Source organism: Paucibacter sp. M5-1 (genome assembly GCF_027498415.2).
Taxonomy (GTDB): Bacteria; Pseudomonadota; Gammaproteobacteria; order Burkholderiales; family Burkholderiaceae_C; genus Roseateles_E.
This window is the reverse complement of record NZ_JAPZLM020000001.1, coordinates 2,757,298-2,782,816: the sequence shown is the minus strand read 5'-3', so window position 1 is coordinate 2,782,816 and position 25,519 is coordinate 2,757,298. Positions and strand designations below refer to the sequence as shown.

At 67.8% G+C, this 25,519-nt stretch carries 27 protein-coding genes; 15 read left to right on the top strand and 12 right to left on the bottom strand.

Annotation, left to right across the window (positions count from 1 at the left end; genetic code table 11):
* The first annotated feature begins 76 nt into the window (after positions 1-76).
* Both O5M90_RS13035 and ybeY read left to right on the top strand, forming a co-directional pair.
* A complete protein-coding gene (locus tag O5M90_RS13035) occupies positions 77-1,045 on the top strand; it encodes a PhoH family protein (protein ID WP_269839091.1) in 969 nt (322 codons plus the stop codon).
* Positions 1,042-1,488 (top strand): rRNA maturation RNase YbeY, encoded by a 447-nt coding sequence (gene ybeY / locus O5M90_RS13030; protein ID WP_269839090.1) that lies wholly within the window; start codon positions 1,042-1,044, stop codon positions 1,486-1,488. The genes O5M90_RS13035 and ybeY overlap by 4 nt, the downstream gene beginning before the upstream one ends.
* Positions 1,489-1,491: 3 nt before the next feature.
* Here ybeY and O5M90_RS13025 read toward each other — a convergent pair whose 3' ends face one another.
* Together O5M90_RS13025 and hemB are read right to left on the bottom strand one after the other, a co-directional pair.
* Positions 1,492-2,556 (bottom strand): magnesium transporter CorA family protein, encoded by a 1,065-nt coding sequence (locus tag O5M90_RS13025; protein ID WP_269839089.1) that lies wholly within the window; start codon positions 2,554-2,556, stop codon positions 1,492-1,494.
* Complete coding sequence (gene hemB / locus O5M90_RS13020; protein WP_269839088.1) at positions 2,556-3,572, bottom strand: porphobilinogen synthase; 1,017 nt, start codon at positions 3,570-3,572, stop codon at positions 2,556-2,558. The genes O5M90_RS13025 and hemB overlap by 1 nt, the downstream gene beginning before the upstream one ends.
* Positions 3,573-3,866: 294 nt before the next feature.
* Between hemB and O5M90_RS13015 the strand changes: the two genes are divergently transcribed.
* From O5M90_RS13015 to O5M90_RS12985, 7 genes are read left to right on the top strand one after another with little or no spacing between them, the layout of a single operon-like run.
* The gene (locus O5M90_RS13015; protein ID WP_137944145.1) at positions 3,867-4,295 is read left to right on the top strand and encodes a CopD family protein; all 429 of its coding nucleotides are present in this window, start codon (positions 3,867-3,869) and stop codon (positions 4,293-4,295) included.
* The gene (locus tag O5M90_RS13010; RefSeq protein ID WP_269839087.1) at positions 4,295-5,434 is read left to right on the top strand and encodes a VanZ family protein; all 1,140 of its coding nucleotides are present in this window, start codon (positions 4,295-4,297) and stop codon (positions 5,432-5,434) included. The genes O5M90_RS13015 and O5M90_RS13010 overlap by 1 nt, the downstream gene beginning before the upstream one ends.
* A 25-nt stretch (positions 5,435-5,459) precedes the next feature.
* Positions 5,460-5,786, top strand: a complete 327-nt coding sequence (locus O5M90_RS13005) for a (2Fe-2S) ferredoxin domain-containing protein (protein WP_137944144.1) — start codon at positions 5,460-5,462, stop codon at positions 5,784-5,786.
* Positions 5,787-5,790: 4 nt separating this feature from the next.
* Positions 5,791-6,408 carry an alpha/beta hydrolase gene (locus O5M90_RS13000; RefSeq protein ID WP_137944143.1) on the top strand — a complete coding sequence of 206 codons (618 nt, stop codon included), beginning with the start codon at positions 5,791-5,793 and terminating at the stop codon, positions 6,406-6,408.
* 29 nt (positions 6,409-6,437) lie between these two features.
* Positions 6,438-7,586, top strand: a complete 1,149-nt coding sequence (locus O5M90_RS12995; protein ID WP_262969135.1) for a D-alanyl-D-alanine carboxypeptidase family protein — start codon at positions 6,438-6,440, stop codon at positions 7,584-7,586.
* 38 nt (positions 7,587-7,624) lie between these two features.
* The gene (locus O5M90_RS12990) at positions 7,625-8,500 is read left to right on the top strand and encodes a D-amino acid aminotransferase (protein WP_137944141.1); all 876 of its coding nucleotides are present in this window, start codon (positions 7,625-7,627) and stop codon (positions 8,498-8,500) included.
* Between the two features lie 14 nt (positions 8,501-8,514).
* Positions 8,515-8,802, top strand: coding sequence for a DUF493 family protein (locus tag O5M90_RS12985; RefSeq protein WP_269839086.1), 288 nt, complete (start codon positions 8,515-8,517; stop codon positions 8,800-8,802).
* Here O5M90_RS12985 and O5M90_RS12980 read toward each other — a convergent pair.
* A complete protein-coding gene (locus O5M90_RS12980) occupies positions 8,799-9,434 on the bottom strand; it encodes a tetratricopeptide repeat protein (protein ID WP_269839085.1) in 636 nt (211 codons plus the stop codon). The two genes, O5M90_RS12985 and O5M90_RS12980, sit on opposite strands and share 4 nt — an antisense overlap.
* A gap of 93 nt (positions 9,435-9,527) precedes the next feature.
* Between O5M90_RS12980 and lipB the strand changes: the two genes are divergently transcribed.
* Together lipB and lipA are read left to right on the top strand one after the other, a co-directional pair.
* Complete coding sequence (gene lipB / locus O5M90_RS12975; RefSeq protein WP_269839084.1) at positions 9,528-10,196, top strand: lipoyl(octanoyl) transferase LipB; 669 nt, start codon at positions 9,528-9,530, stop codon at positions 10,194-10,196.
* 17 nt (positions 10,197-10,213) lie between these two features.
* Positions 10,214-11,203 (top strand): lipoyl synthase, encoded by a 990-nt coding sequence (gene lipA / locus O5M90_RS12970; protein ID WP_269839083.1) that lies wholly within the window; start codon positions 10,214-10,216, stop codon positions 11,201-11,203.
* Here lipA and mdoH read toward each other — a convergent pair.
* The 8 genes from mdoH to O5M90_RS12930 form a co-directional block, all read right to left on the bottom strand.
* Positions 11,179-13,062 (bottom strand): glucans biosynthesis glucosyltransferase MdoH, encoded by a 1,884-nt coding sequence (mdoH, locus tag O5M90_RS12965; protein WP_440402072.1) that lies wholly within the window; start codon positions 13,060-13,062, stop codon positions 11,179-11,181. The genes lipA and mdoH overlap by 25 nt on opposite strands.
* Entirely contained in the window at positions 13,035-14,546 is a 1,512-nt protein-coding gene (locus O5M90_RS12960) for a glucan biosynthesis protein G (RefSeq protein WP_269839081.1), read from the bottom strand. Before O5M90_RS12960 ends, mdoH begins: the two co-directional genes overlap by 28 nt.
* Before the next feature lie 159 nt (positions 14,547-14,705).
* Positions 14,706-16,073 carry a sigma 54-interacting transcriptional regulator gene (locus O5M90_RS12955; RefSeq protein ID WP_262969141.1) on the bottom strand — a complete coding sequence of 456 codons (1,368 nt, stop codon included), beginning with the start codon at positions 16,071-16,073 and terminating at the stop codon, positions 14,706-14,708.
* Positions 16,070-16,579, bottom strand: a complete 510-nt coding sequence (locus O5M90_RS12950) for a hypothetical protein (protein ID WP_269839080.1) — start codon at positions 16,577-16,579, stop codon at positions 16,070-16,072. The genes O5M90_RS12955 and O5M90_RS12950 overlap by 4 nt, the downstream gene beginning before the upstream one ends.
* 25 nt (positions 16,580-16,604) lie before the next feature.
* On the bottom strand, positions 16,605-18,029 hold the full coding sequence (locus O5M90_RS12945; protein WP_269839079.1) for an ATP-binding protein: 1,425 nt from the start codon (positions 18,027-18,029) through the stop codon (positions 16,605-16,607).
* An 18-nt stretch (positions 18,030-18,047) separates the two neighbouring features.
* Complete coding sequence (locus O5M90_RS12940; RefSeq protein ID WP_269839078.1) at positions 18,048-18,557, bottom strand: TlpA disulfide reductase family protein; 510 nt, start codon at positions 18,555-18,557, stop codon at positions 18,048-18,050.
* A 36-nt stretch (positions 18,558-18,593) separates the two neighbouring features.
* A complete protein-coding gene (locus tag O5M90_RS12935) occupies positions 18,594-19,751 on the bottom strand; it encodes a hypothetical protein (protein WP_269839077.1) in 1,158 nt (385 codons plus the stop codon).
* 198 nt (positions 19,752-19,949) lie between these two features.
* Positions 19,950-21,194, bottom strand: coding sequence for a CaiB/BaiF CoA transferase family protein (locus O5M90_RS12930; RefSeq protein ID WP_440402071.1), 1,245 nt, complete (start codon positions 21,192-21,194; stop codon positions 19,950-19,952).
* A gap of 38 nt (positions 21,195-21,232) precedes the next feature.
* Here O5M90_RS12930 and O5M90_RS12925 point away from each other — a divergent pair, with 38 nt between their 5' ends.
* From O5M90_RS12925 to O5M90_RS12915, 3 genes are read left to right on the top strand one after another with little or no spacing between them, the layout of a single operon-like run.
* A complete protein-coding gene (locus tag O5M90_RS12925; protein ID WP_269839075.1) occupies positions 21,233-21,721 on the top strand; it encodes a hypothetical protein in 489 nt (162 codons plus the stop codon).
* 43 nt (positions 21,722-21,764) lie between these two features.
* The gene (locus O5M90_RS12920; protein ID WP_137944127.1) at positions 21,765-22,178 is read left to right on the top strand and encodes a PTS sugar transporter subunit IIA; all 414 of its coding nucleotides are present in this window, start codon (positions 21,765-21,767) and stop codon (positions 22,176-22,178) included.
* 5 nt (positions 22,179-22,183) lie between these two features.
* A complete protein-coding gene (locus O5M90_RS12915) occupies positions 22,184-22,453 on the top strand; it encodes an HPr family phosphocarrier protein (RefSeq protein WP_137944126.1) in 270 nt (89 codons plus the stop codon).
* Between the two features lie 21 nt (positions 22,454-22,474).
* On the opposite strand, the gene O5M90_RS12910 is transcribed toward O5M90_RS12915, so the two are convergent.
* A complete protein-coding gene (locus O5M90_RS12910; protein WP_269839074.1) occupies positions 22,475-23,308 on the bottom strand; it encodes a GNAT family N-acetyltransferase in 834 nt (277 codons plus the stop codon).
* Positions 23,309-23,419: 111 nt separating this feature from the next.
* On the opposite strand from O5M90_RS12910, the gene ptsP reads away from it, so the two are divergent.
* On the top strand, positions 23,420-25,201 hold the full coding sequence (gene ptsP / locus O5M90_RS12905) for a phosphoenolpyruvate--protein phosphotransferase (RefSeq protein WP_137944124.1): 1,782 nt from the start codon (positions 23,420-23,422) through the stop codon (positions 25,199-25,201).
* Positions 25,202-25,519 lie beyond the last annotated feature (318 nt).

Sequence of the window (25,519 nt, the reverse complement as noted above, 5' to 3'; positions counted from 1 at the left end):
GGCGGCGGGCCGCCGCCCTGGGGCATGTACCGGCGACAATGCGCACCTTGCCTGCAGCTCCTGCGAAAGTCCCGCCTTGATCATCCGACAGCTCTTCACCCCGACCGACAACAGCCGCCTGTCCCATCTGTGCGGCATGCTGGACGAGCATCTGCGCCAGATCGAGGCCGTCTTGGGCGTGAAGATCACGCGCCGCAATGAGCAATTCCGCATCGAGGGCCCGAAGGCCGCCGCCCAGCGCTGCCAGCAACTGCTGATCGCCTTGTACGAGCGGGCCCGGCGAACCATCCCGGCCGAGACCTTGCAGCTGGCGCTGGCCGAGGCCGTCGCCGACCTGGGCCCGGTCGCGAAAGCCAAGCCGGCAGCGGTCGCCACGCCCGCCGCCGATGCCATCGTGCTGCGCACCCGCCGCGCCGACCTGGCCGGCCGCACGCCGCGCCAGCACGAGTATCTGCGCCATATCCTGGCCCACGACATCACTTTCGGCCTGGGCCCGGCCGGCACCGGCAAGACCTTTCTGGCGGTGGCCTGCGCGATCGATGCGCTGGAGCGCTCGACGGTGCAGCGCATCATCCTGACCCGGCCCGCGGTCGAGGCCGGCGAGCGCCTGGGCTTTCTGCCCGGCGACCTGACGCAAAAGGTCGACCCCTATCTGCGCCCGCTCTACGACGCGCTCTATGACCTGATGGGTTTCGACCGGGTCAGCAAGGCCTTCGAGAAAGGTCAGCTGGAGATCGCGCCGCTGGCCTTTATGCGCGGGCGCACCTTGAACCATGCCTTTGTGATCCTCGACGAGGCGCAGAACACCACGCCCGAGCAGATGAAGATGTTCCTGACCCGCATCGGCTTCGGCAGCAAATGCGTGGTCACCGGCGACACCAGCCAGATCGATCTGCCCAAGGGGATGAGCAGCGGGCTGGTCGATGCCGAGTGCGTGCTGGCCAAGGTCAAGGGCATTGCGATGACGCGCTTCACCTCGCAAGACATCGTGCGCCACCCGCTGGTGGCCCGCATCGTCGAGGCCTACGAGAAAGCCAAGTCATGAGCCGCCCCGAACTGAGTCTGTCGCTGCAATTCGCCGACCCGCGCCACAAGGCCCTGCTGCCGCGCCACAAGGTGGCGCGCTGGATACGCGCGGCGCTGGAGTTGCCGGGCGAGATCGCGGTGCGCATCGTCGATGCCGAGGAGGGTCGCCAGCTCAACAAGGACTTCCGCAGCAAGGACTACGCGACCAATGTGCTGACCTTCGACTACAGCCATGAGCCGGTGGTCGGTGCCGATCTGGTGATCTGTGCCGAGGTGGTCGAGCGCGAGGCGCAGGAGATGGGGCTGGACCTGGTCGCCCACTATGCCCATATGCTGGTGCATGGCACGCTGCATGCGCAGGGCTACGACCATGAAGAGGACGACGAGGCCGAGTGCATGGAGGCGCGCGAGAGCGAGATCATGGTCTCGCTCGGCTTCGCCGATCCCTATCTGAAGGATTGAGCGCTAGCGCTGGGTGCCCAGATAGCGCTTGCGCCAGAAGAAGGCGCCCAGAGCCAGGGCCAGCGCCAGCATCAGTCCCAAGGCGATCCACACGCCCTTGGCGTTGTGGATCAGCGGCAGCGCATCGAAGTTCATGCCGAAGATGCCGGTGATCAGGTTCAGCGGCAGAAAGATCGCGGTCAGCACGGTCAGCGTGCGCATGATGGCGTTGGTGCGGTGGCTCAGCGCCGAGAAATGCATCTGCACTGCCGATTCCGATGAAGACTCCAGCCGCCGCACATGGCTGAGCACCCGCTCCACATGCTCCAACACATCGCGCGAGCGCACCCTCAGCAGCTCGCGCTCGCGCTGGCCCTGCGGCTCGGCCGGCATCGGCCAGTCCTCCAGCGCGTCCAGCCATTCCTGGATCGCGCTGCGCTGGTCCTCGCAAGTGTCTTCCAGCAGATGCAGGCTGTTGCGCGCATCGAGCAGCAGCTGCCAGTCGCTGAAGCGGCTGCGCGGGTCCATCAAGGCCTGCTGCAGGCCCACCAGCTGCCGGGTCAGCTGGCGGCGCAGCTCCAGATAGCTGTCCACCATATGGTTGACCATGCGCAGCATCAGATCGCTGGTGTTGCTGGGCAGTCGGGCCGAGCCGCGGAAGTCCGATGCTTGCGTGAGCTGGCCCATGCGGGCCGCGAAGTACTCGCGTACCGCGCAGTCGTCCGGATGGATGCTGATCAGCACGCGGTCGAACAGCGCAAAGCCGACCGGGCTGGTGTCTATGCTCAGCAGCGCGGGCGGCGAGGCCTCGCCCGCCTTGCCGGCCGCCGCCAGACGACGGAACACCAGCAGGTCGTACCAGGAGGTGTAGTCGTAGTGCGAGGGCAGCTGGCTGTTCAGCAGGTCGGAGACATGCAGATCGACCAGCGGGCCACAGCCCCAGCCTTGCAGATGCTGCTGCAGGTCGCCGATACGCTCCGGCAATTCCTGGCGTGCGCAGCCCACCCAGAGAAAGCCTTCCGGTGGCAGATCCGCCGGCAGCATCTGCAGCTCGATGAACTGCTCGCCATGGATGTGAAAGACCCGCATCAGCCCTTCTTCAGCAGGCGGGCAGCTTCCAGCGCGAAATAGCTCAGCACGCCATCGGCGCCGGCGCGCTTGAAGGCCAGCAGCGATTCCATCATCACCGCGTCATGATCAAGCCAGCCATTGGCGGCGGCGGCCTTCAGCATCGCGTACTCGCCACTGACCTGGTAGGCGAAGGTCGGCACGCGAAACTCGTCCTTCACGCGCCGCACAATGTCCAGATACGGCATGCCGGGCTTGACCATCACCATATCGGCGCCCTCGGCCAGGTCCAGCGCTACCTCGCGCAAGGCCTCGTCGCTATTGCCCGGGTCCATCTGGTAGGTCTTCTTGTCGGCCTTGCCCAGATTGGCAGCCGAGCCGACCGCGTCGCGGAAGGGGCCGTAGAAGGCGCTGGCGTACTTGGCGCTGTAGGCCATGATGCGCGTATGGATCGCGCCGCTCGATTCGAGGGCGGCTCGAATCGCCCCGATCCTGCCGTCCATCATGTCGCTGGGCGCGACGATGTCGACACCGGCCTGGGCCTGGACCAGGGCCTGCCGGGCCAGGATCTCGACCGTGCGGTCATTGATGATGTAGCCCTGCTCGTCCAGCACCCCGTCCTGGCCGTGGCTGGTGAATGGGTCCAGTGCCACATCGGTCAGCACGCCCAGCTGCGGGAAGTTCTCTTTCAAGGCACGCACGACGCGCGGCACCAGGCCGTCGGGGTTGGTGGCCTCCTGGCCATCGGGCGTCTTCAGCGAGGCGTCGATGACCGGGAACAGGGCCAGCACCGGAATGCCCAGTGCGACGCATTCCTCCGCCACGCCCAGCAGCCGGTCCAGACTCAGCCGCGCGACGCCGGGCATCGAGGCGACCGGCTCTATCCTGTCGACGCCCTCGTGCACGAACACCGGCAGTATCAGGTCGCTGGTCCGCAAGTGGTGCTCGCGCACCAGCTCGCGGGTGAAGGCATCGCGGCGCAGGCGGCGCGGGCGGCTGGCCGGAAAAGGGGCGGGAATCTGGGCGCGGGACGACAAGGGCAGGCTCCGAGAATGAGGGGGTGAGGGCCGCCAGCGTGCCAATCTGCTCACTCTACGCAACATCCCGTAGAGACGCGATTGCGACGGCTCTGTTAAAATTGCCAACGGATGATAGCCGCAAGGTGGTCGTCCCCTGCTTTTCCTCCCTGAGCAGGAGCCTTGACGTGATGACAGCGAAAAGGCTTTCCAACCCCGGCTCTTCAGCCGGGGTTTTTTTTGCCTGCGGTTTTTGCTTGCAACTCTGCCATCCGCGCCAGCGGGGCCTCCGGACCCGGGCCGTATGATGGCCCGATGCTCTGGATCAAAGCCTTTCACATCGTCTTCGTGGCCGCCTGGTTTGCCGGCCTGTTCTATATGCCCAGGCTGTTCGTCAACCTGGCCATGGTGCCCGCCGACAGCCACGCCGAGCGCGAACGCCTGCTGCTGATGGGGCACAAGCTCTACAAGTTCATGAGCCTGCTGATGATCCCGGCCCTGGCCCTGGGCCTGGTGCTGTGGCTTTACTACGGCATCGGCCGCGGCCCCGGCAATGGCTGGATGCACGCCAAGCTGAGCCTGGTGCTGCTGGCCGTCGGCTACCACCATGTCTGCCGCGCTCAGCTGCGCCGCTTCGAGCAGATGGCCAACAAGCGCAGCCATCGCTGGTTCCGCGTCTTCAACGAGGTCTCGATCGGGATCTTTGCCGCCATCGTGATCCTGGTGGTGGTCAAGCCTTTCTGATGATGGCGCGCTGGCTGCCGCAGCCGCTGCCGCGCCGCCGCAGCTCGGCCACGCTGCTGGCCCTGGCCTATGCCGGCCTGGTGGTCTACGCCAGCCTCTATCCGTTCTGGCCCTGGACCCTGCCGCCGACGGTCGATGCCTGGGGGCTGATCGGTCTGCCCTGGCCCAAGTACTGGGGCGGCTTCGATGTGCACGCCAATCTGCTCGGCTATATGCCGCTGGGCCTGCTGGTGTTTGCCGCCGCCGTGCGCAGCGGGCAGCGGCTGCGTCGCTGCCTGCTGCTGGGTCTGCTGCTGCCGCCGCTGCTGTCCTTCGGCATGGAGAGCCTGCAGTACTTCCTGCCGCGGCGGGTGCCCTCCCTGGTCGACTGGCTGCTCAATAGCGCGGGCGCGGCGGCCGGTCTGCTGCTGGGCCTGGTGCTCTATATCGTCGGCGGCCTGACCCGCTGGCAGGGCCGGCGCGAGCACTGGTTTGTGCCGCACAGCGCCGGTGCGCTGGCCTTGCTGGCGCTGTGGCCGGTGGCCCTGCTGTTCCCGGCGCCGGTGCCTTTGGGCCTGGGCCAGGTCTTGCCCCGGTTGCAGGAACTCGCCGCCAGCCTGCTGGAAGGCACGCCCTGGGCGCTGCAATGGGAGGAACTGGCCGAGCCGGCGCTGCAGCGCGCGCTGCCGCCGGGTCTGGAGGGCATCACGATCGCCTTGGGCTTGCTGGCGCCCTGCCTGCTGGCCCTGTCGGTGGCGCGGCCCGGCTGGCAGCGCCTGGCCCTGGTGTTCGGCGCGGCCGCGCTGGGTGTGCTCAGCACGGCCTTGTCGACCGCGCTGAATTTCGGCCCCCAGCATGCCTGGGCCTGGCTGACCCTGAGCACCTGGCCGGGGCTGGCGCTGGGCCTGGGGCTGGCCTGCATCCTCTGCGCGTTTTCGCGCCGCGCCTGCGCGGCCTGGGGTCTGGTCGTGACCAGCGCGCTGATCGCGATGGTCAGCGAGGCGCCCACCGATCCCTATCTGGCGCAAAGCCTGCAAGCCTGGGAGCAGGGCCGCTTCATCAGCTTCTACGGCCTGGCGCAATGGGTCGGCTGGCTCTGGCCATTCGGCGTGCTGGCCTGGTTGCTGGCGCTGCTGGCGCGGCGCGAGACCTCCGGATAAACCCGCACTGCCTACAATCGCCGCTATGAGTTATTTCCAGCGCCACATCTTCTTCTGCCTGAACCAGCGCGACAGCGGCGACAACGCCTGCGCCCAGCATGGTGCGCAGGCCGGTTTCGATCACTGCAAGTCCAGGGTCAAGGCCCTGGGCCTGGCCGGCCCCGGCGGCGTGCGCGTCAACAAGGCCGGTTGCCTGGACCGCTGCGCCGGCGGCCCGGTGGCCGTGGTCTATCCGGACGCCGTCTGGTACAGCTATGTCGATGCCAGCGATATCGACGAGATCGTCGAGCAGCATCTGCAGCAGGGCCGGGTGGTCGAGCGCCTGCTGCTGCCGGACAACGTCGGGCGCTGAGGCGATGAACTCGCGAACCGAGAAGCTGTTGATCGCCGGCCCGGCCGGCGAGATCGAGTGCGCGGTGGATCTGCCCGCCGAGGGTCAGGTCTTGCGCGGCGTCGCGGTGATCTGCCATCCGAACCCGACGCAGGGCGGCACGATGGACAACAAGGTCGTGCAAACGCTGGCGCGTGCCTTTGTGCAGCTGGGCTACCGCGCGGTGCGCTTCAACTTCCGTGGCATCGGCCGCTCGGCCGGTGCCTGGGACGAGGGGCGCGGCGAGGTTGACGATGCGCTGGCCGTGATCGCCCATGCCCGCGATGCCGCGCTGCCGCTGGCGCTGGCCGGCTTCTCCTTCGGCGGCTTTGTCGCCTCGCAGGCGGCGCGCCGCCTGGAGGTCGCCGCCGAGCGCCTGTGTCTGGTCGGCCCGGCCACCAGCCGTTTCGACACCGCGCCGGTGCCGGCCGATACCCTGGTGATCCATGGCGAGGCCGACGATGTCGTGCCGCTGGCCGCCGTGCTGGACTGGGCCCGGCCGCAGGCCCTGCCGGTCACCGTGGTGCCCGGCGTCGGCCATTTCTTCCATGGGCAGCTGCCGCTGCTCAAGGACATTGTTCTGCGCGGCTGGCACCCAGCCTGATCCGCCACTTTCCCTGAGACCCTGTTCCGATGAAGCGATTGATTGCCTTCGTGCTGGCCGCCGCCAGCGCCCTCAACACCCTGGCCCAGGCGCCGCAGCCGCCCGAGATTGCCGCGCGCAATTTCATCCTGTTCGACGTCACGGCCAACAAGGTGCTGGCCGAGCGCGAAGCCGACCAGCCGCAGGACCCGGCCTCGCTGACCAAGCTGATGACGGCCTATATCGTCTTCAGCGCGCTGAAGGAAAAGCGCCTGACGCTGGAGCAGACGCTGACGGTGTCCCAGCGTGCCTGGGACGAGCGCAAGGGCGATCCCTCGCTGATGTTCATCGACACGACGATGACGCCCAAGGTCGACGAGCTGCTGCGCGGCATGATCATCCAGTCGGGCAATGACGCCTCGGTGGCGCTGGCCGAGGGCGTGGGCGGCACGGTCGAGCAGTTCGTCGCGATGATGAACCGCCAGGCCCAGGCCTGGGGCCTGAAGAACACCCAGTTCAAGAATGTCACCGGCATGACCGAGCCGGGCCACAAGAGCAGCGCGCGCGATCTGTCGGTGATCGCCGCCAGCCTGATCCGCGATTTCCCCGAGTACTACGGCTACTACTCGCAGCGCGAATACACCTACAACAAGATCCGCCAGCCCAACCGCAATCTGCTGCTGGGCCGCGATCCCAGCGTCGACGGCCTGAAGACCGGCTACACCGAGGCGGCCGGCTATTGCCTGGTCACCAGCGCCCAGCGCGAGTTCCCGAACGGCAAGCGCCGCCTGATCAGTGTCGTGATGGGCACGGCCTCGATGCAGGCCCGCGCCAGCGAAAGCCAGAAGCTGCTGAACTGGGGCTACTCGGCCTATGACGCGGTGCGCTTGTTCGACAAGGATCAGGCCGTCTCCACCGTGCCGGTCTGGAAGGGCGCCGTGCCCGAGGCCAAGCTGGGCGCGGCGGGCGCGGTGTTCATTGCCGTGCCGCGCGGCGAGGGCGGCAAGCTGCAGACCAAGGTCGAGCGCACCGACCCGCTGGTCGCGCCGCTGGCCAAGGGCCAGCGCGTCGGCACGCTGAAGGTGATGACAGCCGCCGGCACGCCGGTGGCCGAGGTGCCGCTGGTGGTGCAGCAGGAGGTGGCGCTGGCCGGCATCTTCGGCCGCGCCTGGGACGCGATCCGGCTCTGGATCAAGTGATTCGGGCGTAAGCTCTTGATGGGTCCGAGGAGAACGCCATGCACGCACTGCCCGATGTCCGCTGTTATCTGAATGGTGAGTACACGCCGCTGGCCGAGGCCAAGATCTCGGTGATGGATCGCGGCTTCATCTTCGGCGACGGCGTCTACGAAATGGTGCCGGTCTATGGCCGGCGCCTGTTCCGCTTTGATTCGCATATGGACCGGCTGGATCGCAGCCTCGCCAAGCTGCGCATCGAGAACCCGCTGACCCGCGCCGAATGGCTGGCGGTGGGGCGGCAGCTGATCGCCTCGGTCGATGCCGACGATCAGTGGCTGTATCTGCAGATCACCCGCGGCGTCGCACCGCGCAACCATGTGATGCCCAAGGACATCGCGCCCACCGCCTTTTCCTACAGCGCGCCGGCCAAACTGGTGTCGGCCGAGGAGCGCCATCAGGGCGTGGCCTGCCTGTCGGCCCGCGACTTCCGCTGGGAGCGTGGCGACATCAAGAGCATCTCGCTGCTGGGCAATGTGCTGGCACGCCAGATCTCGGCCGACCAGGGTGCGCTGGAGACCATCATGTTCCGCGACGGCCACCTGACCGAGGCCTCGTCCTCGAATGTCTGGATCGTCAAGGAAGGTGCGCTGCTGGGCGTGCCCAAGAGCGAGCAGGTGCTGGAGGGCATCCGCGTCGAACTGCTGCGCGAACTCTGCGAGGACTGCGGCATCGGCTACAACCTGCGCCCGATCTCGGAAGCCGAGGTCTTCGCCGCCGACGAGATCATCCTCAGCTCGGCCACCAAGGAAGTGCTGCCTGTGACGACGCTGGACCATGAGCCGGTCGGCCATGGCGCGCTGCGCGGCAAGCCCGGGCCGGTCTATGCCCGCCTGTACGAGGCCTATCAGCGCGCCAAGCCATTGCAATCGATCTGAGAAGAGCAGCCATCATGAGTTTCACCCCGCCCGACATCCCGCCCGAGCAGTCGCTGATCGAATACCCCTCGCGCTTTCCGATCAAGGTGATGGGGGCCCATGTCGAGGGCTTTGTCGAGGCCATCGTGATGGTGGCGAGAAACTTCGACCCCGAGTTCGATGCCGCCACCGTCGAGCAGCGGCCCAGCAAGGGCGGCAACTATCTGGGACTGACGATCACCGTCACCGCGACCAGCCGCGAGCAGCTCGATGAGCTGTATCGGACCTTGACTACGCATCCGATGGTGAAGGTGGTTCTCTAGGCGGCTGGCTTCGCTGCCAGGCGCTGATCGAGCTCCTTGAGCTTGGCCGGCGCGGCCTCGTCGCCATTGCGCGCGGCGATGTCGTACCAGTAGCGCGCCAGCCGCAGATCGGCGCTCACCCCCAGGCCCTTCTCGTACATCGACGCGATCAGGTACTGTGCACCGACATCGCCACCCTTGGCCGCCTCGCGATACCAGTGCGCGGCCTGGGCCATGTTCTTGGCCAGGCCACGACCCAGGTAATAGGCGGTGGCCAGCTGCACCTGGCCGTCGACGCTGCCCGAGGCCGCTGCCAACCCGTACCAATGCGCGGCGGCGCGCAGATCGGCCTTGCCTTGCAGCCCCTGCTCATGCCATTGACCCAGCGCGAGCTGGGCCCGCACCAGGCGCTGTGACGCCGCGCGTTCCAGCAGGCGTTTGGCCTCGGGCAGGTCGGGCTGGGGCAGCTCACTGCGGATATGCATCATCGCCAGGTTGTAGTCGCCCAGCGGCAGGCCCTGGCGCGACAGCTCGGCAAAGCCCTTGGCCGCCGTCTCCAGCTCGCCGCGCTCGTAGGCGGCCAGGGCCTGGTCCAGCGTGTTCGCGTGAACCGGCCCGATCAGGGCCAGCACCAGGGCAGCAATGAGTCGCATGAGTGAATCTCCAGGGCTGGATGCAGCAACCCTAACTCAAATGCAGTCGCCTGACTGCAGCCAGGCCTTACGGCCCGGCGCTACCATCCCTCCATGATTGTGAAAACACTGGGCCGGGTGGACTACGAGAGCACCCTGCAGGCGATGCGCGACTTCACCGAGGCGCGCGGCCCCGACACCGACGACGAGCTGTGGCTGTGTGAGCACGCGCCCACTTATACGCAAGGCCTGGCCGGCAAGGCCGACCATCTGCTGAACCCCGGCGGCATTCCGGTCGTGCAGACGAATCGCGGCGGCCAGGTCACCTATCACGGCCCCGGCCAGGTGGTGGCCTATCCGCTGGTGGACCTGAAGCGCCTGGGCATCTTCGTCAAGGAGTATGTGTTCCGGCTGGAGGCCGCGCTGATACAGACCCTGGACAGCTTTGGCGTCACCGGCCACCGCGTCGGCGGCGCGCCGGGCATCTATGTGCGGCTCGACGACCCCGGCGCCCACGGCGCGCTGACCGGCCCGGCCGACCCGCTGGACCCCTTCAAGGGCCTGGGCAAGATCGCGGCGCTGGGGCTGAAGGTCAGCCGGCACTGCACCTACCACGGGGCCGCGCTCAATGTGGCGATGGACCTGCGACCCTTCCTGGGCATCAACCCCTGTGGCTATGCCGGGCTCGAGACGGTCGACCTCGCTAGAATCGGGGTTTCTACGGACTGGCCCACGGTGGCCCAGCGCTTCGGCGAGCGGCTTGCCGCCCAGTTGTCGCGCTGATAACAAGAGCTAAGGCCATGGCAACCGAGAATGTGATTCACCAGGCGCAGGACGCCGCCGACTACGACGCCACCGCGAAGCAAAAGGCCCAGGCCAAGACCGCGCGCATCCCGATCAAGATCGTGCCGGTCGGCGAGATGCTGAAAAAGCCCGACTGGATACGCGTCAAGGCCGGCTCGCCGAGCACCCGCTTCTACGAGATCAAGCAGATCCTGCGCGAGCACAAGCTGCACACGGTCTGCGAGGAAGCCTCCTGCCCGAATATCGGTGAATGCTTCGGCAAGGGCACGGCCACTTTCATGATCATGGGCGACAAGTGCACGCGGCGCTGCCCCTTCTGCGATGTCGGCCATGGCCGGCCCGATCCGCTCGATGTCGACGAGCCGCTGAACCTGGCCAAGACCATTGCCGCGCTGAAGCTGAAGTACGTCGTGATCACCAGCGTCGACCGCGACGATCTGCGCGATGGCGGCGCCGGTCACTTCGCCGAATGCATTACCAAGGTCCGCGAGCTGAGCCCCTCTACCCAGATCGAGGTGCTGGTGCCCGACTTCCGTGGCCGCGCCGACCGCGCGCTGGACATCCTGAAAGCCGCACCGCCTGATGTGATGAACCACAACCTGGAAACCGCGCCGCGCCTGTACAAGGAAGCGCGTCCCGGGTCGGACTATCAGTTCAGCCTTGATCTGCTGAAGCGCTTCAAGGAAGCCGTGCCCGGCGTGCCGACCAAGAGCGGCATCATGGTCGGGCTGGGCGAGACCGATGAAGAAATCCTGCAGGTGATGCGGGATATGCGCGCCCACAACATCGACATGCTGACCGTCGGGCAATACCTGGCCCCCTCGGGCCACCACCTGCCGGTGCGCCGCTATGTGCACCCCGACACCTTCAAGATGATCGAGGAAGAAGCCTACAAGATGGGCTTCAGCCATGCCGCTGTCGGCGCGATGGTGCGTTCCAGCTACCACGCCGACCAGCAGGCTCACGCGGCTGGGCTCAGCGCATAAGTCCAGGCGCGCCGCAGCACCGTCGGCGCGCGGGTCTCCTCCGGGATCAGCAGCAGGCGGGCCTCGCGCAAGCGCGCACCGAGCTTGACCCGGCTGCTGAACACCGTGATCGGCACGGCCAGCAGCAGCGGCAGCGCCATCGGCGCGATCCACAGCAAGGTGCTCGGCTGCAGCGCGGCCAGCAGCGCGCACAAGCCCAGCACGGCGGTGCCGGGCAGCGCAAAGCTCGCGGCGGCCTCGCGCCAGCTGACGTCGCTGGCCTCGCGCGGGGGCGATTTCCATTCCAGCTTCAGGCCCGCGAATTTTTCAACAAGGGCGCCGATGACGAAGACGGTGTGTGCGGCCATGCGCAGCGGTGCCTGCAGCACCGACATGCCGGCCTCGACCAGCGTGCTGCCCAGCAGCGCCGCCGTGCCACCGAACTGCGACTGCTCGCCCTTCAGCAACACCGCCAGCACGCCCAGCACGCGCGGCAGCACCAGCATCGCGATCGTGCCGGTCCACAGACCCAGCACGCCGATGCCGAAGCCGCCTGGTGGCACAAAGCTGTCATTGCCACCATTCATCCACAACACCGCGCCCAGGCCCACATAGAGCAGCCACAGCGGGGCGGAGGCATAGGCCATCGCGCCGGTCAGCAGCATCGCGCGGTGCACGGGGTGCAGGCCGGGCTCCCTGATCAGGCGCGCATTCTGCAGATTGCCGCCGCACCAGCGGCGGTCGCGTTGCAGCTCGGCCAGCAGATGGGGCGGCTGCTGCTCATAACTGCCCTGCAGGTCATGTACCAGCCAGACGTGATAGCCGGCGCGGCGCATCAGCGCGGCCTCGACGAAGTCGTGCGACATGACCGGCTGACCGTTCAGCGGCGCGAGGCCGCAATGCTTCATGAAAGGCTCGACGCGGATGATGGCGTTGTGGCCCCAGTAGTGCGCCTCGCCGAGCTGCCAGTACTGCATGCCGGCGGTGAACAAGCGGCCGGTCACGCGGCCGGCGAACTGCTGGGCGCGGGCGTGCAAGGTGTCATGGCCGCAGGCCTGCGGGGCGGCCTGCATGATGCCGGCGCTCGGGTGGGCCTCCATCAGGCGCACCAGGCTCAGGAGGCAGTCGCCGCTCATCACGCTGTCGGCGTCCAGCACCACCATATAGCGGTAGAGCCGGCCCCAGCGGCGGCAGAAGTCGGCCACATTGCCGGCCTTCTTCTTGGTGCGCCGGGCGCGCCAGCGGTAGTGGATGCGGCCCTGGCCGGCGAAGCGCTCGCGCAACTGGGCCCAGGCCCGCTGCTCCTCGGCGCGCACGGCCGGGTCACTGCTGTCGGACAGCAGGAAGACGTCGAACAAGCGCAGCGCACCCGAGGCCGCCAGCGATTCGCAGGTGGCACGCAAGCCGGCGACCACGGTGGCAACGTTCTCGTTGCAGATCGGCATGATCAGCGCGGTCTTGGCATCGGCCGAGATCGGTTGCAGGCCCGTGCCTTGGCGCGACATCGCATGCGGGTCGCCGTGCAGCGTCACCCAGAAGCCCATCACGGCGGTGACGCAGCCGGCGCTGACCCAGGCGAACAGCAGCGCGAACAGACCCATATGCAGCCAGTGCCAGCCGGACTCGGCCAGCGCCGGTTGCGAACGGGCCAGCACCGTGGTGGCCAGCGCGGTGGCCACCAGCGTGCTGAACATCAGCGCGCGGCGGCGCCGCTGTGCGGCTTTTTCCCAGGGTGCGGCCTCGATCACGGGCGCAGCGGTGGCGGGCTGGGGCTGGCCCCAGGGGCGGGGAGCCATCGAGCCGCGCAGCATGGGCGGGGCGGTCTGGCTCAGCGGCAGCGCTCGGCTGCTCATCAGCGAGGGGGAAGAATGGTGCTCCATGTTTCCGTCAGTACGTTGTCATCGTGTTGCAGAAAACCGCGCAGCTCGGTGGCTTGCGTGGGGCGGAGTTGCTGGACACGCACGGTCATGCGCCAGGCGCCGGTGACCGGGTTGCGGTAGGCATTGCTCTCGGTGATGCGGCCGTTGGCATCGCTGCTGAGCACGGCCTTCACGGTGGCGTCGGGCGGCAGCTTGGCCAGCGACGGGCCTTGGAAATCGACGATGAACTGCTGCTCGTTGGCGGCCAGCTCGGCGAAGCCGCGGCCGGCCCGGCTCTGCGTCGCCCAGGCGCCGGGCGGGCGCTGCTGGGCCTCGCCCTGCATATGCAGGCGGTAGCTGAAGTCCAGCGCCTGGCCGGGGGCCGGCGTCTTCTCGGGCACCCAGTAGGCGACCACGTTGTCATTGGTCTCGTCCGGCGTGTGCAGCAGCATCAGCTCGACGCGGCCCGGTCCCCAGTCGCCGACCGGCTCGACCCAGGCGCTGGGCCGCTGCTCGTAGCGGGCCTCGGTGTCCTCGTAGTTGCTGAAGGCGCGGTCGCGCTGCATCAGGCCGAAGCCACGCAGACCCTTCATCGCAAACGAGGTGGTCAGCGTGCCAGCCGGGTTGATCAGCGGGCGCCAGATCCATTCGCCTTCGGCCGTGGCCACCATCAAGCCGTCGGAGTCGTGCACCTCGGGGCGGAAGTCGGTCCGGTGCGGCTGGTTCTCGCCAAACATATACATGCTGGTCAGCGGCGCCAGCGCCAGGGTCGCAACCGGGCCGCGCAGGAACAGGCGGCTGCGCACGTCCATCACGGTGTTGCCGCCGGGACGTATCGTGAACTGGTAGGCGCCGCTGGCGCGTGGCGAGTCGAGCAGCGCGTAGACCGTCAGCGACTTGGCATCGGCCTTGGGACGCTCGATCCAGAACTCGGTGAAGCGGGGAAACTCCTCGCCCTTGCCACCGACCGTGTCGAGCGCCAGGCCGCGTGCCGACAGGCCGTAATGCTGGCCGGCGCCGAGCGCGCGCAGATAGCTGGCGCCCAGGAAGACGACCAGTTCGTCCTTGTACTGCGGATTGTTCAACGCGTAATGGGCGCGAAAGCCGGCAAAGCCCAGATCGCTAAAGCCTTGGTAGGAGAGCTTGTTCTTGCCGTAGTCGAAGTCCTCGCGCTTGAAGCTGACCGGGCGCGCGCCCTGGGGCGTGACTTCGTTGATGCGCACCGGCTGCGTCTGGAACTTGCCCAGATGGAAGAAGGCCAGCTCGAAGGGCAGCTTCTCGCCGCGCCACAGCGCGCGCTCGGGTTTGAAACGGATATCGCGGATCTGGTCGTAGCTGAGAGTCTTCAGCTCGCTGGGCAGCGTGTCGGCCGGCGCCTGGTAGGGCTTGCCGGCCAGCTGCTTCGCTTGGGCCGCGACGTCCTCGAAGTCGAAAGCCTGGGCCGAACCCAGGGCCAGCAGGGCCGACAGGCCCAGTGCGTGGCGTAGGGAAAAAGAAATCTGCATACGGGTCTCTTTGCAAGACCCGTACCAAGGAAAATTTCCTTTTAAATCAACAGCTTAAATTTGCTTGCCCGAAATTGGGCGGCCGATGTGTCGCCGGGCAGCGACAAGACCCGGGGTCTATTCGCCAAGTGATTGATTCACAAGGGAAAAGCGCTGTCGCTATTCAGCGACCGGGCCATCCGTGCGGAACAGGCCCGGCGTCAGCCCATGCTTTTGCAGCAGGCGGTAGAACTCGGTGCGGTTGCGGTCGGCCAGGCGGGCGGCATCGGCCACATTGCCGTCGGTCAGCTTCAGCAGGCCGACCAGGTACTCGTGCTCGAAGCGCTGGCGCGCCTGGGCATAGTTCAGCACTTCCATGCTGGGCACGCGCAAGGCCCGCTGTACCAGGGACAGCGGGATCAGCGGCGTGGTGGCCAGCGCGCTGACCTGTTCGACGACGTTGTGCAGCTGGCGCACATTGCCGGGCCAGGCGGCGGTGCTGAGCGCCTTCAGCGCCTCGGGCGCGAAGCCGTTCAGACGCTTGTCGTATTTGTCGGCCAGCTTGCTCAGGAAGTGCTGGGCCAGCAGCGGAATGTCCTCGCGCCGCTCGGCCAGGGTCGGCAGCGCCAGCGTGACGACATTGAGCCGGTAGTACAGGTCCTCGCGGAACAAGCCCTCGGCCATCGCCGCGTCCAGGTCGCGGTGCGTGGCCGACAGAATGCGCACATCGACCGGGATCGCGTCGCTGGCGCCGACCGGCCGCACCAGCCGCTCCTGCAGCACGCGCAGGAGCTTGACCTGCAGCGGCAGTGGCATGTCGCCGATCTCGTCGAGGAAGAGCGTGCCGCCATGGGCCGCCTGGAACAGGCCGCGGTGATTCGCCACCGCGCCGGTGAAGGCGCCCTTGACGTGGCCGAACAGCTCGGATTCCAGCAGCGGCTCGGGGATCGCGCCGCAGTTGACCGCGACAAAGGGCCGGCCCTCGCGCGGGCTGGCATTGTGGATGGCGCGGGCCAGCAGCTCCTTGCCGCTGCCGCTCTCGCCGCGTATCAGGATGCTGGCCTGCGAGGCGGCCACCAGCTTGGCTTCGGCCAGCAGCTCGGCCATCACATTGGAGCGGCTGACGATGGGGGCGCGCCAGGCGGCGCTGTCCTGCTCGGGCGCGTCGACCTCGGGCGCGGCCAGCGCCAGCGCCTGGGCGATGGTGTCCAGCAGCGCTTTGCCGTCGAAGGGCTTGGTCAGATAGGTGTAGACGCCGCGCGCGGTGGCCTCGACCGCGTCGGGGATGGTGCCGTGCGCCGTCAGCAGTATCACCGGCAGCGCCGGGTGGCGCTCGCGGATCGCGTCGAACAGGGCCAGACCGTCCTTGCCCGGCAGTTGCACATCGCTGAGCACCAGATGCGGGCGCTGCACCGCGATCTGGGCCAGTGCGGCCTCCGCGCTGCCCACCGGCGTGACCTGGTAGCCAGCGGCGCTCAATCGCATCGACAGCAGCTTCAAGAGGTCGGCGTCGTCATCGACCAGCAACAGGCGGGCGCCGTTGTTCATGGCTTGGTGGCCGCCGGCCGGGTGTTGAGGCTGCGTTCGATGGCCTTCAGCGCCTCGAGCTTTTCATTGAGCTGGTCGAGCCGGCGCTGGTTGTCGCGCTGGCTGTCGCGGGCCTGCTGGTTGAGCTTGTCGATCTGCTCTTCGAGCCGGCGCTGCTCGGCCAGACGGCCCTGCAGCAGCCGCGCCAGCGGCTGCCAGGGCAGGGCCTCGGGCGTGGGGTCGCGCAGCACCTGGTCGAGCAGGCCCTGGGCGCGTGCCAGATCGCCATTGCCGCGATGCAGGGCCAGGGCCAGGGCCAGTTGGGTGGCGGCGGCCGGCGTCAGCTTGGTGTCGTCGCGGGGCGCCACCTCCTGGCCCAGCTCGGCCGCGCTCAGCTTCAGCAGGCGCTCATGCTGGGCCAGCAGCAGCCGGGCTGCGGCGTCGGCGGGCAGGACCTCGGGCACCGGCACCCGCACTTCGCGGATCTCGGGCTTGGGCTGGGCGCAGGCGCCCAGCAGCAGGCTCATGGCGAGGGCGGACAGTAAGCGGGCGTCAGGGACTGGCATGCGGTAGCGTGATTCTGAAATGGGCGCCGGGCTCGGTGGGCAGCAGCGTGATCTGCCCGCCATGGGCGGCAATGTATTCCTGCACGATGGACAGGCCGACCCCGCTGCCACGCATGGCATCGTCGGGCTGGCGCTCGCCGCGGTAGAAGGGCTCAAACACCCGGGCACGGTCGGCGGGCGCCACGCCCGGGCCCTGGTCGGTAATGTCGATGCAGACCTGGCCGGCTTGTTGCGACAAATGGAAACGGATGCCCCGGCCCGGCGGGCTGAAGCGGATCGCATTGGACAGCAGATTGCCCAGGGCCGTGCCCAGCTTGTCCGGGTCCACCTCGGCCTCCAGCGGACCGCCGTCGATCTCAATGAGCAATTGCCGTGCCTGCCACTGCAGGCGCTGGGCTTCGACCAGGGCCTGGATCAGCGCGCCGAGCTCGGTGCGGCGGCGTTGCAGCCGGCCGGCCTCGAAGGCGGCGGCATTGAAGCGCAGCAAGGCCTCGATCTGCTGCTGCAAGGTGGCCGTGTTGTCGCGCAGGATGCGGGCGACCTCGCGCTGGTCCGGGCTCAGCGTGCCGGTGACGCCGTCTTCCAGCAGCGACACGCCCTCGCGCAGCGCCGCCAGCGGCGTCTTCAGCTCATGCGAGATATGACGCAGAAAGCGTGCCTTGTCGGCATCCAGCTCACCCAGGCGCAGGCGCAGCCAATCCAGGCGCTGGCCCAGCGAGCGCAAGTCGCTCGGCCCCTGGATGCTGATGGGCTCGGTGAGCCGGTTCTCGCCGAGGCCGACGATGGCCTGCTCCAGCCGGCGCAGCGGCCGGGTCAGCCAGAAGCCGAAGGCCAGCGAGAGCAGCGCCGCCAGCGCAATCGCCCCCAGCACCTGCTGGCCCAGCCGGACCCGGCCCTGCTCCAGCTGCTCCTGCAGGCTGCGGTTGCGCGCCTCGGTGTGCAGGCGCACCTGCTCGGCGATGGCCACGGTCTGCGCCTCGAGCTCGCGAAACTGCGCCGTCAGATCCTGCTCGCGTTTGCGGCTGCGCCAGGCGGCATCGAGCTGGCGGCGGATCAGATCGAGCTGGGCCCGCCAGGCCTGCGCTTGTTCGGGAATCAGCCGCTGGCCCTGCAGCTCTTGCAGCACGGCCTCGGCATCGCTGGCCGCCTCGTTGAAACGCCGGCGCAGCAGCTGGTCTTCCAGCACCAGGAACTGTCGCGCGGCCCGCTCCATCGCGACGCTGCGCTCGGCCAGCTGCTGCACGGCGCTGCTCAGCTGCACCGCGCGCTCGGCGGCGCTGCGGCTTTGCACCGTCAGGCGCTCCAAGGTGAACAGGCCGCCCAGCGAGGCGGCGGCCAGCAGGCCGGCGATCAGCAGAAAGCCCAGCAGCAGCAGTTGCCGGAAGGAGGCGCGATACAGGCGGTGGGACATGCGGCGGTGCCGCCCGACTCAGGCTTCGGCCAGCAGCTGTTCCACCAACTGGTGCAGGGCGGCGAAATCGGGCGCGCCGACATAGCGCTTGACGATCTCGCCGCGCTTGTTGATCAGCAAGGTGGTGGGCGTCAGCTGGACGCGGCCGAACTGCTTGGCGATCTCGCCGGTGTTGTCGATTGCGACGCCGAAGGGCAGTTGGCGGCTCTGCGCGAAATTGGCGACGAAGGCCGGCGGGTCGTAGCTCATCGCGACGGCCAGCGTGTCGAAGCCGCGCGCCTTGAACTTCTGGTGCGTCGCGACGATCTCGGGCATCTCGGCCACGCAGGTGGTGCAGCTGGTGGCCCAGAAGTTCACCAGCATCACCTTGCCTTGCCACTGGCGGGTCTCGACCTTGGCGCCGTCCAGCAGCACATAGCTCAGCGCCGGCGCGGTCTCGCGCTGCAGCAGGCTCTGGTAGGCCAGCAAACCGCCGCCGGCCAGGGCGGCCAGCAGCACGGCAGGAGCGAGGAATCGAGGCAGCTTCATGCGCCGCAGTTTAGTGCAGCGCCGCTATGGGCGGCGTCAGAGGGTTTTGGACAACTCGAACAGCAGCACCGAGGGCAGCGCGTCGGTCAGGTGCTGGCGCGAGATGCGTGCCATGCCGTCGGCAGTGGCGGTGGAGAGCTGAGTCAGGTGCTCGCCGTCCAGCACCTCGATGAAGCTGAACTGCGGCACCTCGCGCAGCAGTTCGGCACGCAGCTGGTCGAACGCCGCGCCGCGCAGGCCGCTTTCGAACACCAGGCCATGGGGCAGGCCCTCCAGGCAGAACTGCGCGGCCTCGTCGATGCTGTTGACCAGATCGACGATCAGGCCCATATGCCGTACCGCGTCCTGCAGCTGGGCGCGCAGCTCGCGGCGCGGCGAGACGATCAGCAGATGGCTGCCGGCCAGCGGCTTGGAGTTGAGCGAGGGCTGTTGCGTGTCTGCGCCGCGCTCCGGCTCGACCTGCGGGTCCAGCGCCACGGTGCCGGGCTCGTCGCCGACGGTCTGCGGGAACTCCAGCGTCAGCACCGTGATGCCGCTGGCGTCCTCGCGCAGCGGCAGCACGCCCAGGGTCAGCGCGGTCTGCTCGACCAGGCGCCAGGCCAGCGAGTTCAGCGCCGGCGGCAGCTCGGCGCTGCGCTGCTCGTCCAGCAGATCGAGCGAACGATGGGCAAAGCGGCAGACCAGGCGGGCCTTGGCCGGCCAGGGCGTCAGATCGAGTTTCAGGTCGATCGAGGAATGGGTGCTGGCCAGCGCCCAGTCCATCAAGGCATTGAGCAGGGCGAACATCAGCGAGCCGTCGGCCATCACCTCGACCGGCTTGAGCACCTGGCGCACCTGGATACCGCGTGCCTGGGTCTCGCGGCTGCGATGGGCCAGCACGCTGCGCAGCAGCGGGGCCAGTTGCAGGCGCTCGCGCGACAGCCGCAGCCGCCCCGAGGCCAACCGGGCCAGCTGCTGCCCCATCATGCCGGCCTCGCGGGCCTGGGTCACGCTCTCGCGCAGCGAGCGCAGGCCCTGGCGATCGATCTGGCCGGTGGCCACCAGATTGTGGATGCGCTCCAGCGCGGCGCTCAGCGGCCCGGCGATCTCGGCGCCCAGCTGCTGCACGATCTCGGCCCATTGCGCATGGCTGGGCCCCTGCGCCGCGTCGTTGGCGGCGCCCGGAGCGGGCGGGGCGGGCGTGTGGCTGGGCATGAGGGCGGGTGAGGGGCAGGACGGGTACTGCAAAGTCGTGTGGGTTCAGGGCCCGGACCGTGGCCGGGAGCGGTCGCCATGGTCCGGGGGCACCGCGGCAGCGTCCATCCCCCGTCTCGGGGGAAACGCGGATGGCTGGCGCATGTTGGCAGCTATTTGGCGACGATTCGAGAACTTTCTCACGCTGATGCGCCTACTTCAGCCCAGAACGCCCGCGCTCCGCAGCGCGGCGATCCTGGCCCCGTCCAGCCCGGCCTCGGCCAGGATGTCCTGGCTGTGCTGGCCCAGCAGCGGCGGCGGCCGGCGATAGCTGACCGGGGTGGCCGACAAGCGCATCGGGCTGGCCACCAGGCGCAGCTGCTCGCTCAAGGGGTGAGCCATCGCCACCGTCATCTCGCGGGCCTGGGCCTGCGGGTCGGCAAAGGCTTCGGCCAGATTGTTGATCGCGCCGCAAGGCACTTTGGCGGCCTCCAGCGCGGCCAGCCAGCTGTTGCGGGGCCGGGTCTTGATGAGGGCGGCGATCTCAGGCACCAGCAGCTCACGGTTGCGGACCCGATCCGCATTCTTTGCAAAGCGCGCATCGGCCGCCCAGTCGGGGCGGCCGGCGATCTCGGCGAACTTGGCGAACTGGCTGTCATTGCCGACGGCCAGGATCAGATGGCCATCGGCGGCCTCGAAGACCTGGTAGGGCACGATGTTCTGGTGCGCATTGCCCATGCGGCCGGGCGCCTGGCCGGTGCACAGATAGTTGGAGCCCAGATTGGCCAGCATGGCCAGCTGGGTGTCCAGCAGGGCCATGTCGATGATCTGGCCCTCACCGGTGGCGTCGCGATGGCGCAGCGCGGCCAGGATGGCCACCGTCGCATACAGGCCGGTGAACAGGTCGGCCACCGCGACGCCCACCTTCTGCGGTCCGCCGCCGGGCAGCTCGTCGCGTTCGCCGGTCACGCTCATCAGCCCGCCCAGGCCCTGCACCGCATAGTCATAGCCGGCGCGGTCCTTGTAGGGGCCGGTCTGGCCGAAGCCGGTGATCGAGCAGAACACCAGGCGCGGGTAGAGGGCGCGCAGGCTGGCCGCGTCCAGGCCGTAGCGGGCCAGGTCGCCGACCTTGAAGTTCTCCACCACCACGTCCACGCTGCCGGCCAGCTCCCGTATCAAGGCCTGACCCTCGGGGTGGGCGATGTCTATCGTGATCGAGCGCTTGTTGCGGTTGGCGCCCAGGTAGTAGGCGGCCTCGCTGCTGTCCTTGCCCTCGCGGTCCTTCAGATAGGGCGGGCCCCAGGCGCGGGTGTCGTCACCGCTGCCGGGGCGTTCGACCTTGATCACGTCGGCGCCCAGATCGGCCAGGGTCTGGGTACACCAGGGCCCGGCCAGCACGCGGGACAGATCGAGCACGCGCACGCCATGGAGCGCGCCCGGGGGGAGTGAGGGGGTGGCTTGCATGCGCACATTGTGCGACAGCACCCCTGGATAATGAGGCGATGAGAATCGCCCCTGCCCTGCTGCTCGCCCTGCTTGCCGTTGTGAGTGCCTGCAGCCCGAGCCTGGACTGGCGCGAGCTGCGGCCGGACGGTGCCGGCGTGCTGGCCCTGTTCCCCTGCAAACCCGAGGTCGAACGGCGCGAGCCGGTCCGCATGGGTCTGGCGGCCTGCAAGGCGGCGGGGCTGAGCTTCTCGCTGACCTGGGCCGAGCTCGATGATCCGGCCCAGGTCACTCCGGCCCTGCAACAGATGCGCGAGTCGCTGGCCGCACGGCTGCAGGCCCGTGCGGCGCCGGCCCAGGCGGTGCAGGTCAGGGGCATGACGCCCAATCCGCAGGCCTTGCAGCAGGGGCTGCAAGCCGAGCAGCAGCAGGCCCGGGTCGCGGTGTTTGCGCGCGGGATGCGGGTCTACCAGGCGGTGATGCTGGGGGCCCGGCCGGATGAGGCGGCCTGGGAGGCCTTTCTGACGGGCTTCAGGCTCGACATCTAGACCCGCCTCGGCCCGCTGCCGGCGAAGCCCTGATAATGGGGCTATGTCCGGCCTCCTGCTGATTGCCCATTCCCCTCTGGCTTCCGCCCTCAAGGCGGTAGCCGAGCACACCTTCCCCAACTGCGCGCCCCAGCTCGCGGTGCTGGATGTGACGCCGGAGATGTCGGTCGAGGCGGTGGAGGCCCAGGCGCGCGCGCTGCTGGCCGCCGCCGGGCATGAGGACTCGCTGGTGCTGACCGATGTGTTCGGTGCCACGCCCTGCAATGCGGCCCAGCGGCTGCTGGATGTGCAGGGCCATGTGCGGGTGATCGCCGGCGTCAATGTGCCGATGCTGTGGCGTTCGCTGTGCTATGCGGCCGAGCCGATCGACGCCTTGGTCGAGCGCGCCAGCGAGGGCGGATCCAAGGGCATTGTGCTGGGCCATGCGCCCGAACCCATCAACGACAAGACTAGCTAGTGCCGATGCTCAAATCGACCCTCACCATCAGCAACAAACTGGGCTTGCATGCCCGCGCCTCGGCCAAGCTGACCAAGCTGGCAGGCGGTTTTCAATGTGAAGTGTTCATGAGCCGCAACGGCCGCCGCGTTAACGCCAAGAGCATCATGGGGGTCATGATGCTGGCGGCCGGCATGGGGTCGCAGGTCGAGCTGGAGGTCGAAGGCCCCGACGAGCAGGCCGCCCAGGAGGCGATCACCGCGCTGGTGAACGACAAGTTCGGCGAAGGGCAGTAAGGCCCTCCGGCTCGTCCCGGATCAGCCGAGGAAGTGTCGACGATAGCGCGCCGGCAGGTCGGCGATGCGCATCATCATCGGCAGGTCGGCGGTGTTGAAGTCCGGATCCCAGGCCGGCGCACCGAGGATGCGGGCGCCACAACGCAGATAGCCCTTGATCAGCGGCGGCGCCTCGGCCACCGTCTCGCTGCGGTGCAGCTCCTCGACCGGCAAGGGCAGACGTGGCCGCACCTGCCACTCGATGCCGGCCAGATGGCTTTGCTCCAGCTGTTTCCACAGCGCTGCGGCATAGTGGCCGCCGTCCCGCATGCTTACGCTGGCGCAGCCAATCATCGTGTCCAGTTCATTGCGCACCATGAACTCGGCCAAAGCGCCCCACAGCGCCATGATGGCGCCGCCGGAGCGGTGCTCGGGGTGCACGCAGGAACGGCCCAGCTCCACCATGCGCGAGCGCAGTCCGCGCAAACGGGTCAGGTCGAACTCGGTCTCGCTGTAGAGACCGCCGGCACGCTTGGCCGCCGCCGGGGTCAGCACCCGGTAGGTGCCGATGACCGGGCCGGGGCGGCCGTCGGCTTCGACGGTACGTACCAGCAGGTGTTCGCAGAAGGGGTCGAACATATCGATGTCATGGCCGGCCGGCGCGCCCTTGGGGACGCTCAGCCGGGCGCCCATCTCATCGACGAAGACCTGGTACCTCAGGCGCTGTGCTTCGCGGACTTCGTCTTCCGTGCGCGCCCAGGCCACGTCCAGGCGAGCCCGTGCAGAAGCTTGCGGCTCCAGTGGAAGTGACCTCCGTTCCGCCAGGGGCGGGCGCAGATCCGAGAAGGGCAGGGTGGGCAGCGGAAGATCCCTCATGGATGGCCTCGTCGTTGGTTGACGAGCCCCATGCTCGGGCCTGGCAGTGACGCGCCGGTGACGATCGAATGACGAATCCGTGACCCGCTTCCTCGCTGCTACAGTCGACGCATGAGCTTTCAGGTCTTCGGCATTCCTGTCTCACGCGGTGTGGCGATCGGCCGCGCCGTGCTGGTGGCATCCAGCCGCGTCGATGTGGCGCATTACTTCATCGATGCGGCCAGTGTCGAGAGCGAGATCCAGCGTTGCATGCGCGCGCGCGACGAGGTCGCGCAGGAGCTCGAGACGCTCAAGCGGGATCTGCCTGACGATGCGCCGCATGAGCTGGCGGCCTTGCTGGATGTGCATCTGATGCTGATGCACGACGAGGCGCTGACCGGCGCCACCAAGCAATGGATCATCGAGCGGCACTACAACGCCGAGTGGGCGCTGTCGGCCCAGCTCGAGGTGCTGGCACGCCAGTTCGACGAGATGGAGGACGACTACCTGCGTGAGCGCAAGGCCGATCTGGAGCAGGTGGTCGAGCGCATCCTGGGCGTGCTGGCGCGCCAGCAGGGCAAGGCGGGCGGTGCGGCCAGCGTTGTGCAGCGCGACTTTGCCGGCGAGGACCCGCTGCTGCTGGTGGCGGCCGATATCGCGCCTGCCGACATGATGCAGTTCAAGCGCAGCGTGTTCCACGGCTTCATCACCGACATCGGCGGCAAGACCTCGCACACGGCCATCGTCGCGCGCAGCATGGACATCCCGGCGGTGGTCGGCACGCGCGAGGCTTCGCGCCTGATTCGCCAGGACGACTGGGTCATCATCGACGGCGATGCCGGTGCGGTGATCGTCGATCCGTCACCCATCGTGCTGGAAGAGTACCGCTTCCGGCAGCGCCAGAGCGAGCTGGAGCGTGCCCGGCTGGCGCGGCTGCGGCACACGCCGGCCGTCACTCTGGACGGCGAGCGGGTCGAGTTGCAGGCCAATATCGAATTGCCGGCCGATGCGCCGGCAGCCGTCGAGGCGGGCGCCACCGGCGTTGGGCTGTTCCGCAGCGAGTTCCTGTTCATGAATAGAGAGGGCGAACTGCCCGGCGAGGATGAGCAGTTCGAGGCCTACCGTGCGGCGGTCGAGGCGATGCGCGGCATGCCCGTGACGATTCGCACGGTGGACATTGGGGCCGACAAGCCGCTGGACCGGATGTCGGCCAGCGAGCTCCGGCATGAGCATGTGCTGAACCCGGCGATGGGTTTGCGGGCGATCCGCTGGAGTTTGGCCGAGCCCAGTATGTTTAGGCAGCAGCTGCGCGCCATCTATCGCGCTAGCGCTTACGGCAAGCTGCGCCTGCTGATTCCGATGGTGGCGCACCTGGGCGAGATTCGCCAGGTGCTGGAGGCCGTCAAACGGGTGCAGCAGCAGCTGACGGATGCCGGCCAAGCGTTCACGCGAGTCGATATCGGCGTGATGATCGAGATACCGGCCGCTGCCGTCATGCTGCCGCTGCTGCTGCGCCATGTGGACTTTGTATCCATCGGCACCAACGACCTGATCCAGTACACGCTGGCCATCGACCGGGCCGATGAGGCGGTGGCCCATCTCTACGACCCCTGGCACCCGGCGGTGCTGCAGCTGATCTCGACCTCGATTGCGCAGGCGACAGCAGCCGGCAAATCGGTCAGTGTCTGTGGCGAGATGGCGGGCGACGCTGCCTTCACCGATTTGCTGCTGGCGATGGGCTTGCGCAATTTCTCTATGCACCCCTCGCAGATCCCCTCGGTCAAGCAACGCATCCTCAGGGCCGACGCGGCGCGTCTGGCCGCTGCACTACCCGAGGTACTGAGCAGCGAAGATCCGCAGCGCGCCGCGGATCTCGCCTTCTCGGCGAGCAAGCTGTCTCACCTGATGCAGTAGTAGCAAGCCGCCGTTGGTACTCGCTTCACAAGAAATTGCCGCCGAGTACTTGCAAGCCCTAAAAAACCTGTGCTACAGTCGAGGGCTTCGCTGCTAGCAAATTTGTTTGAGACGAAAGTCTGAAGCAAAGCGGGTAGGCGGTGAAGAAAGCAAGATTGCTGAAAACAAAATGTTTGAAAGCACTTGACGAGTTTGAGGAAAACAAGTCATAATCTCGCTTCTGTGCTGATCACTGATCGGTGCCAGACAAGGGAAAGAAGCCCGGTGGGTTTTGAGTAGGTTGTTTGAAGTTCTTTAATAATTCACAGCCGATAAGCG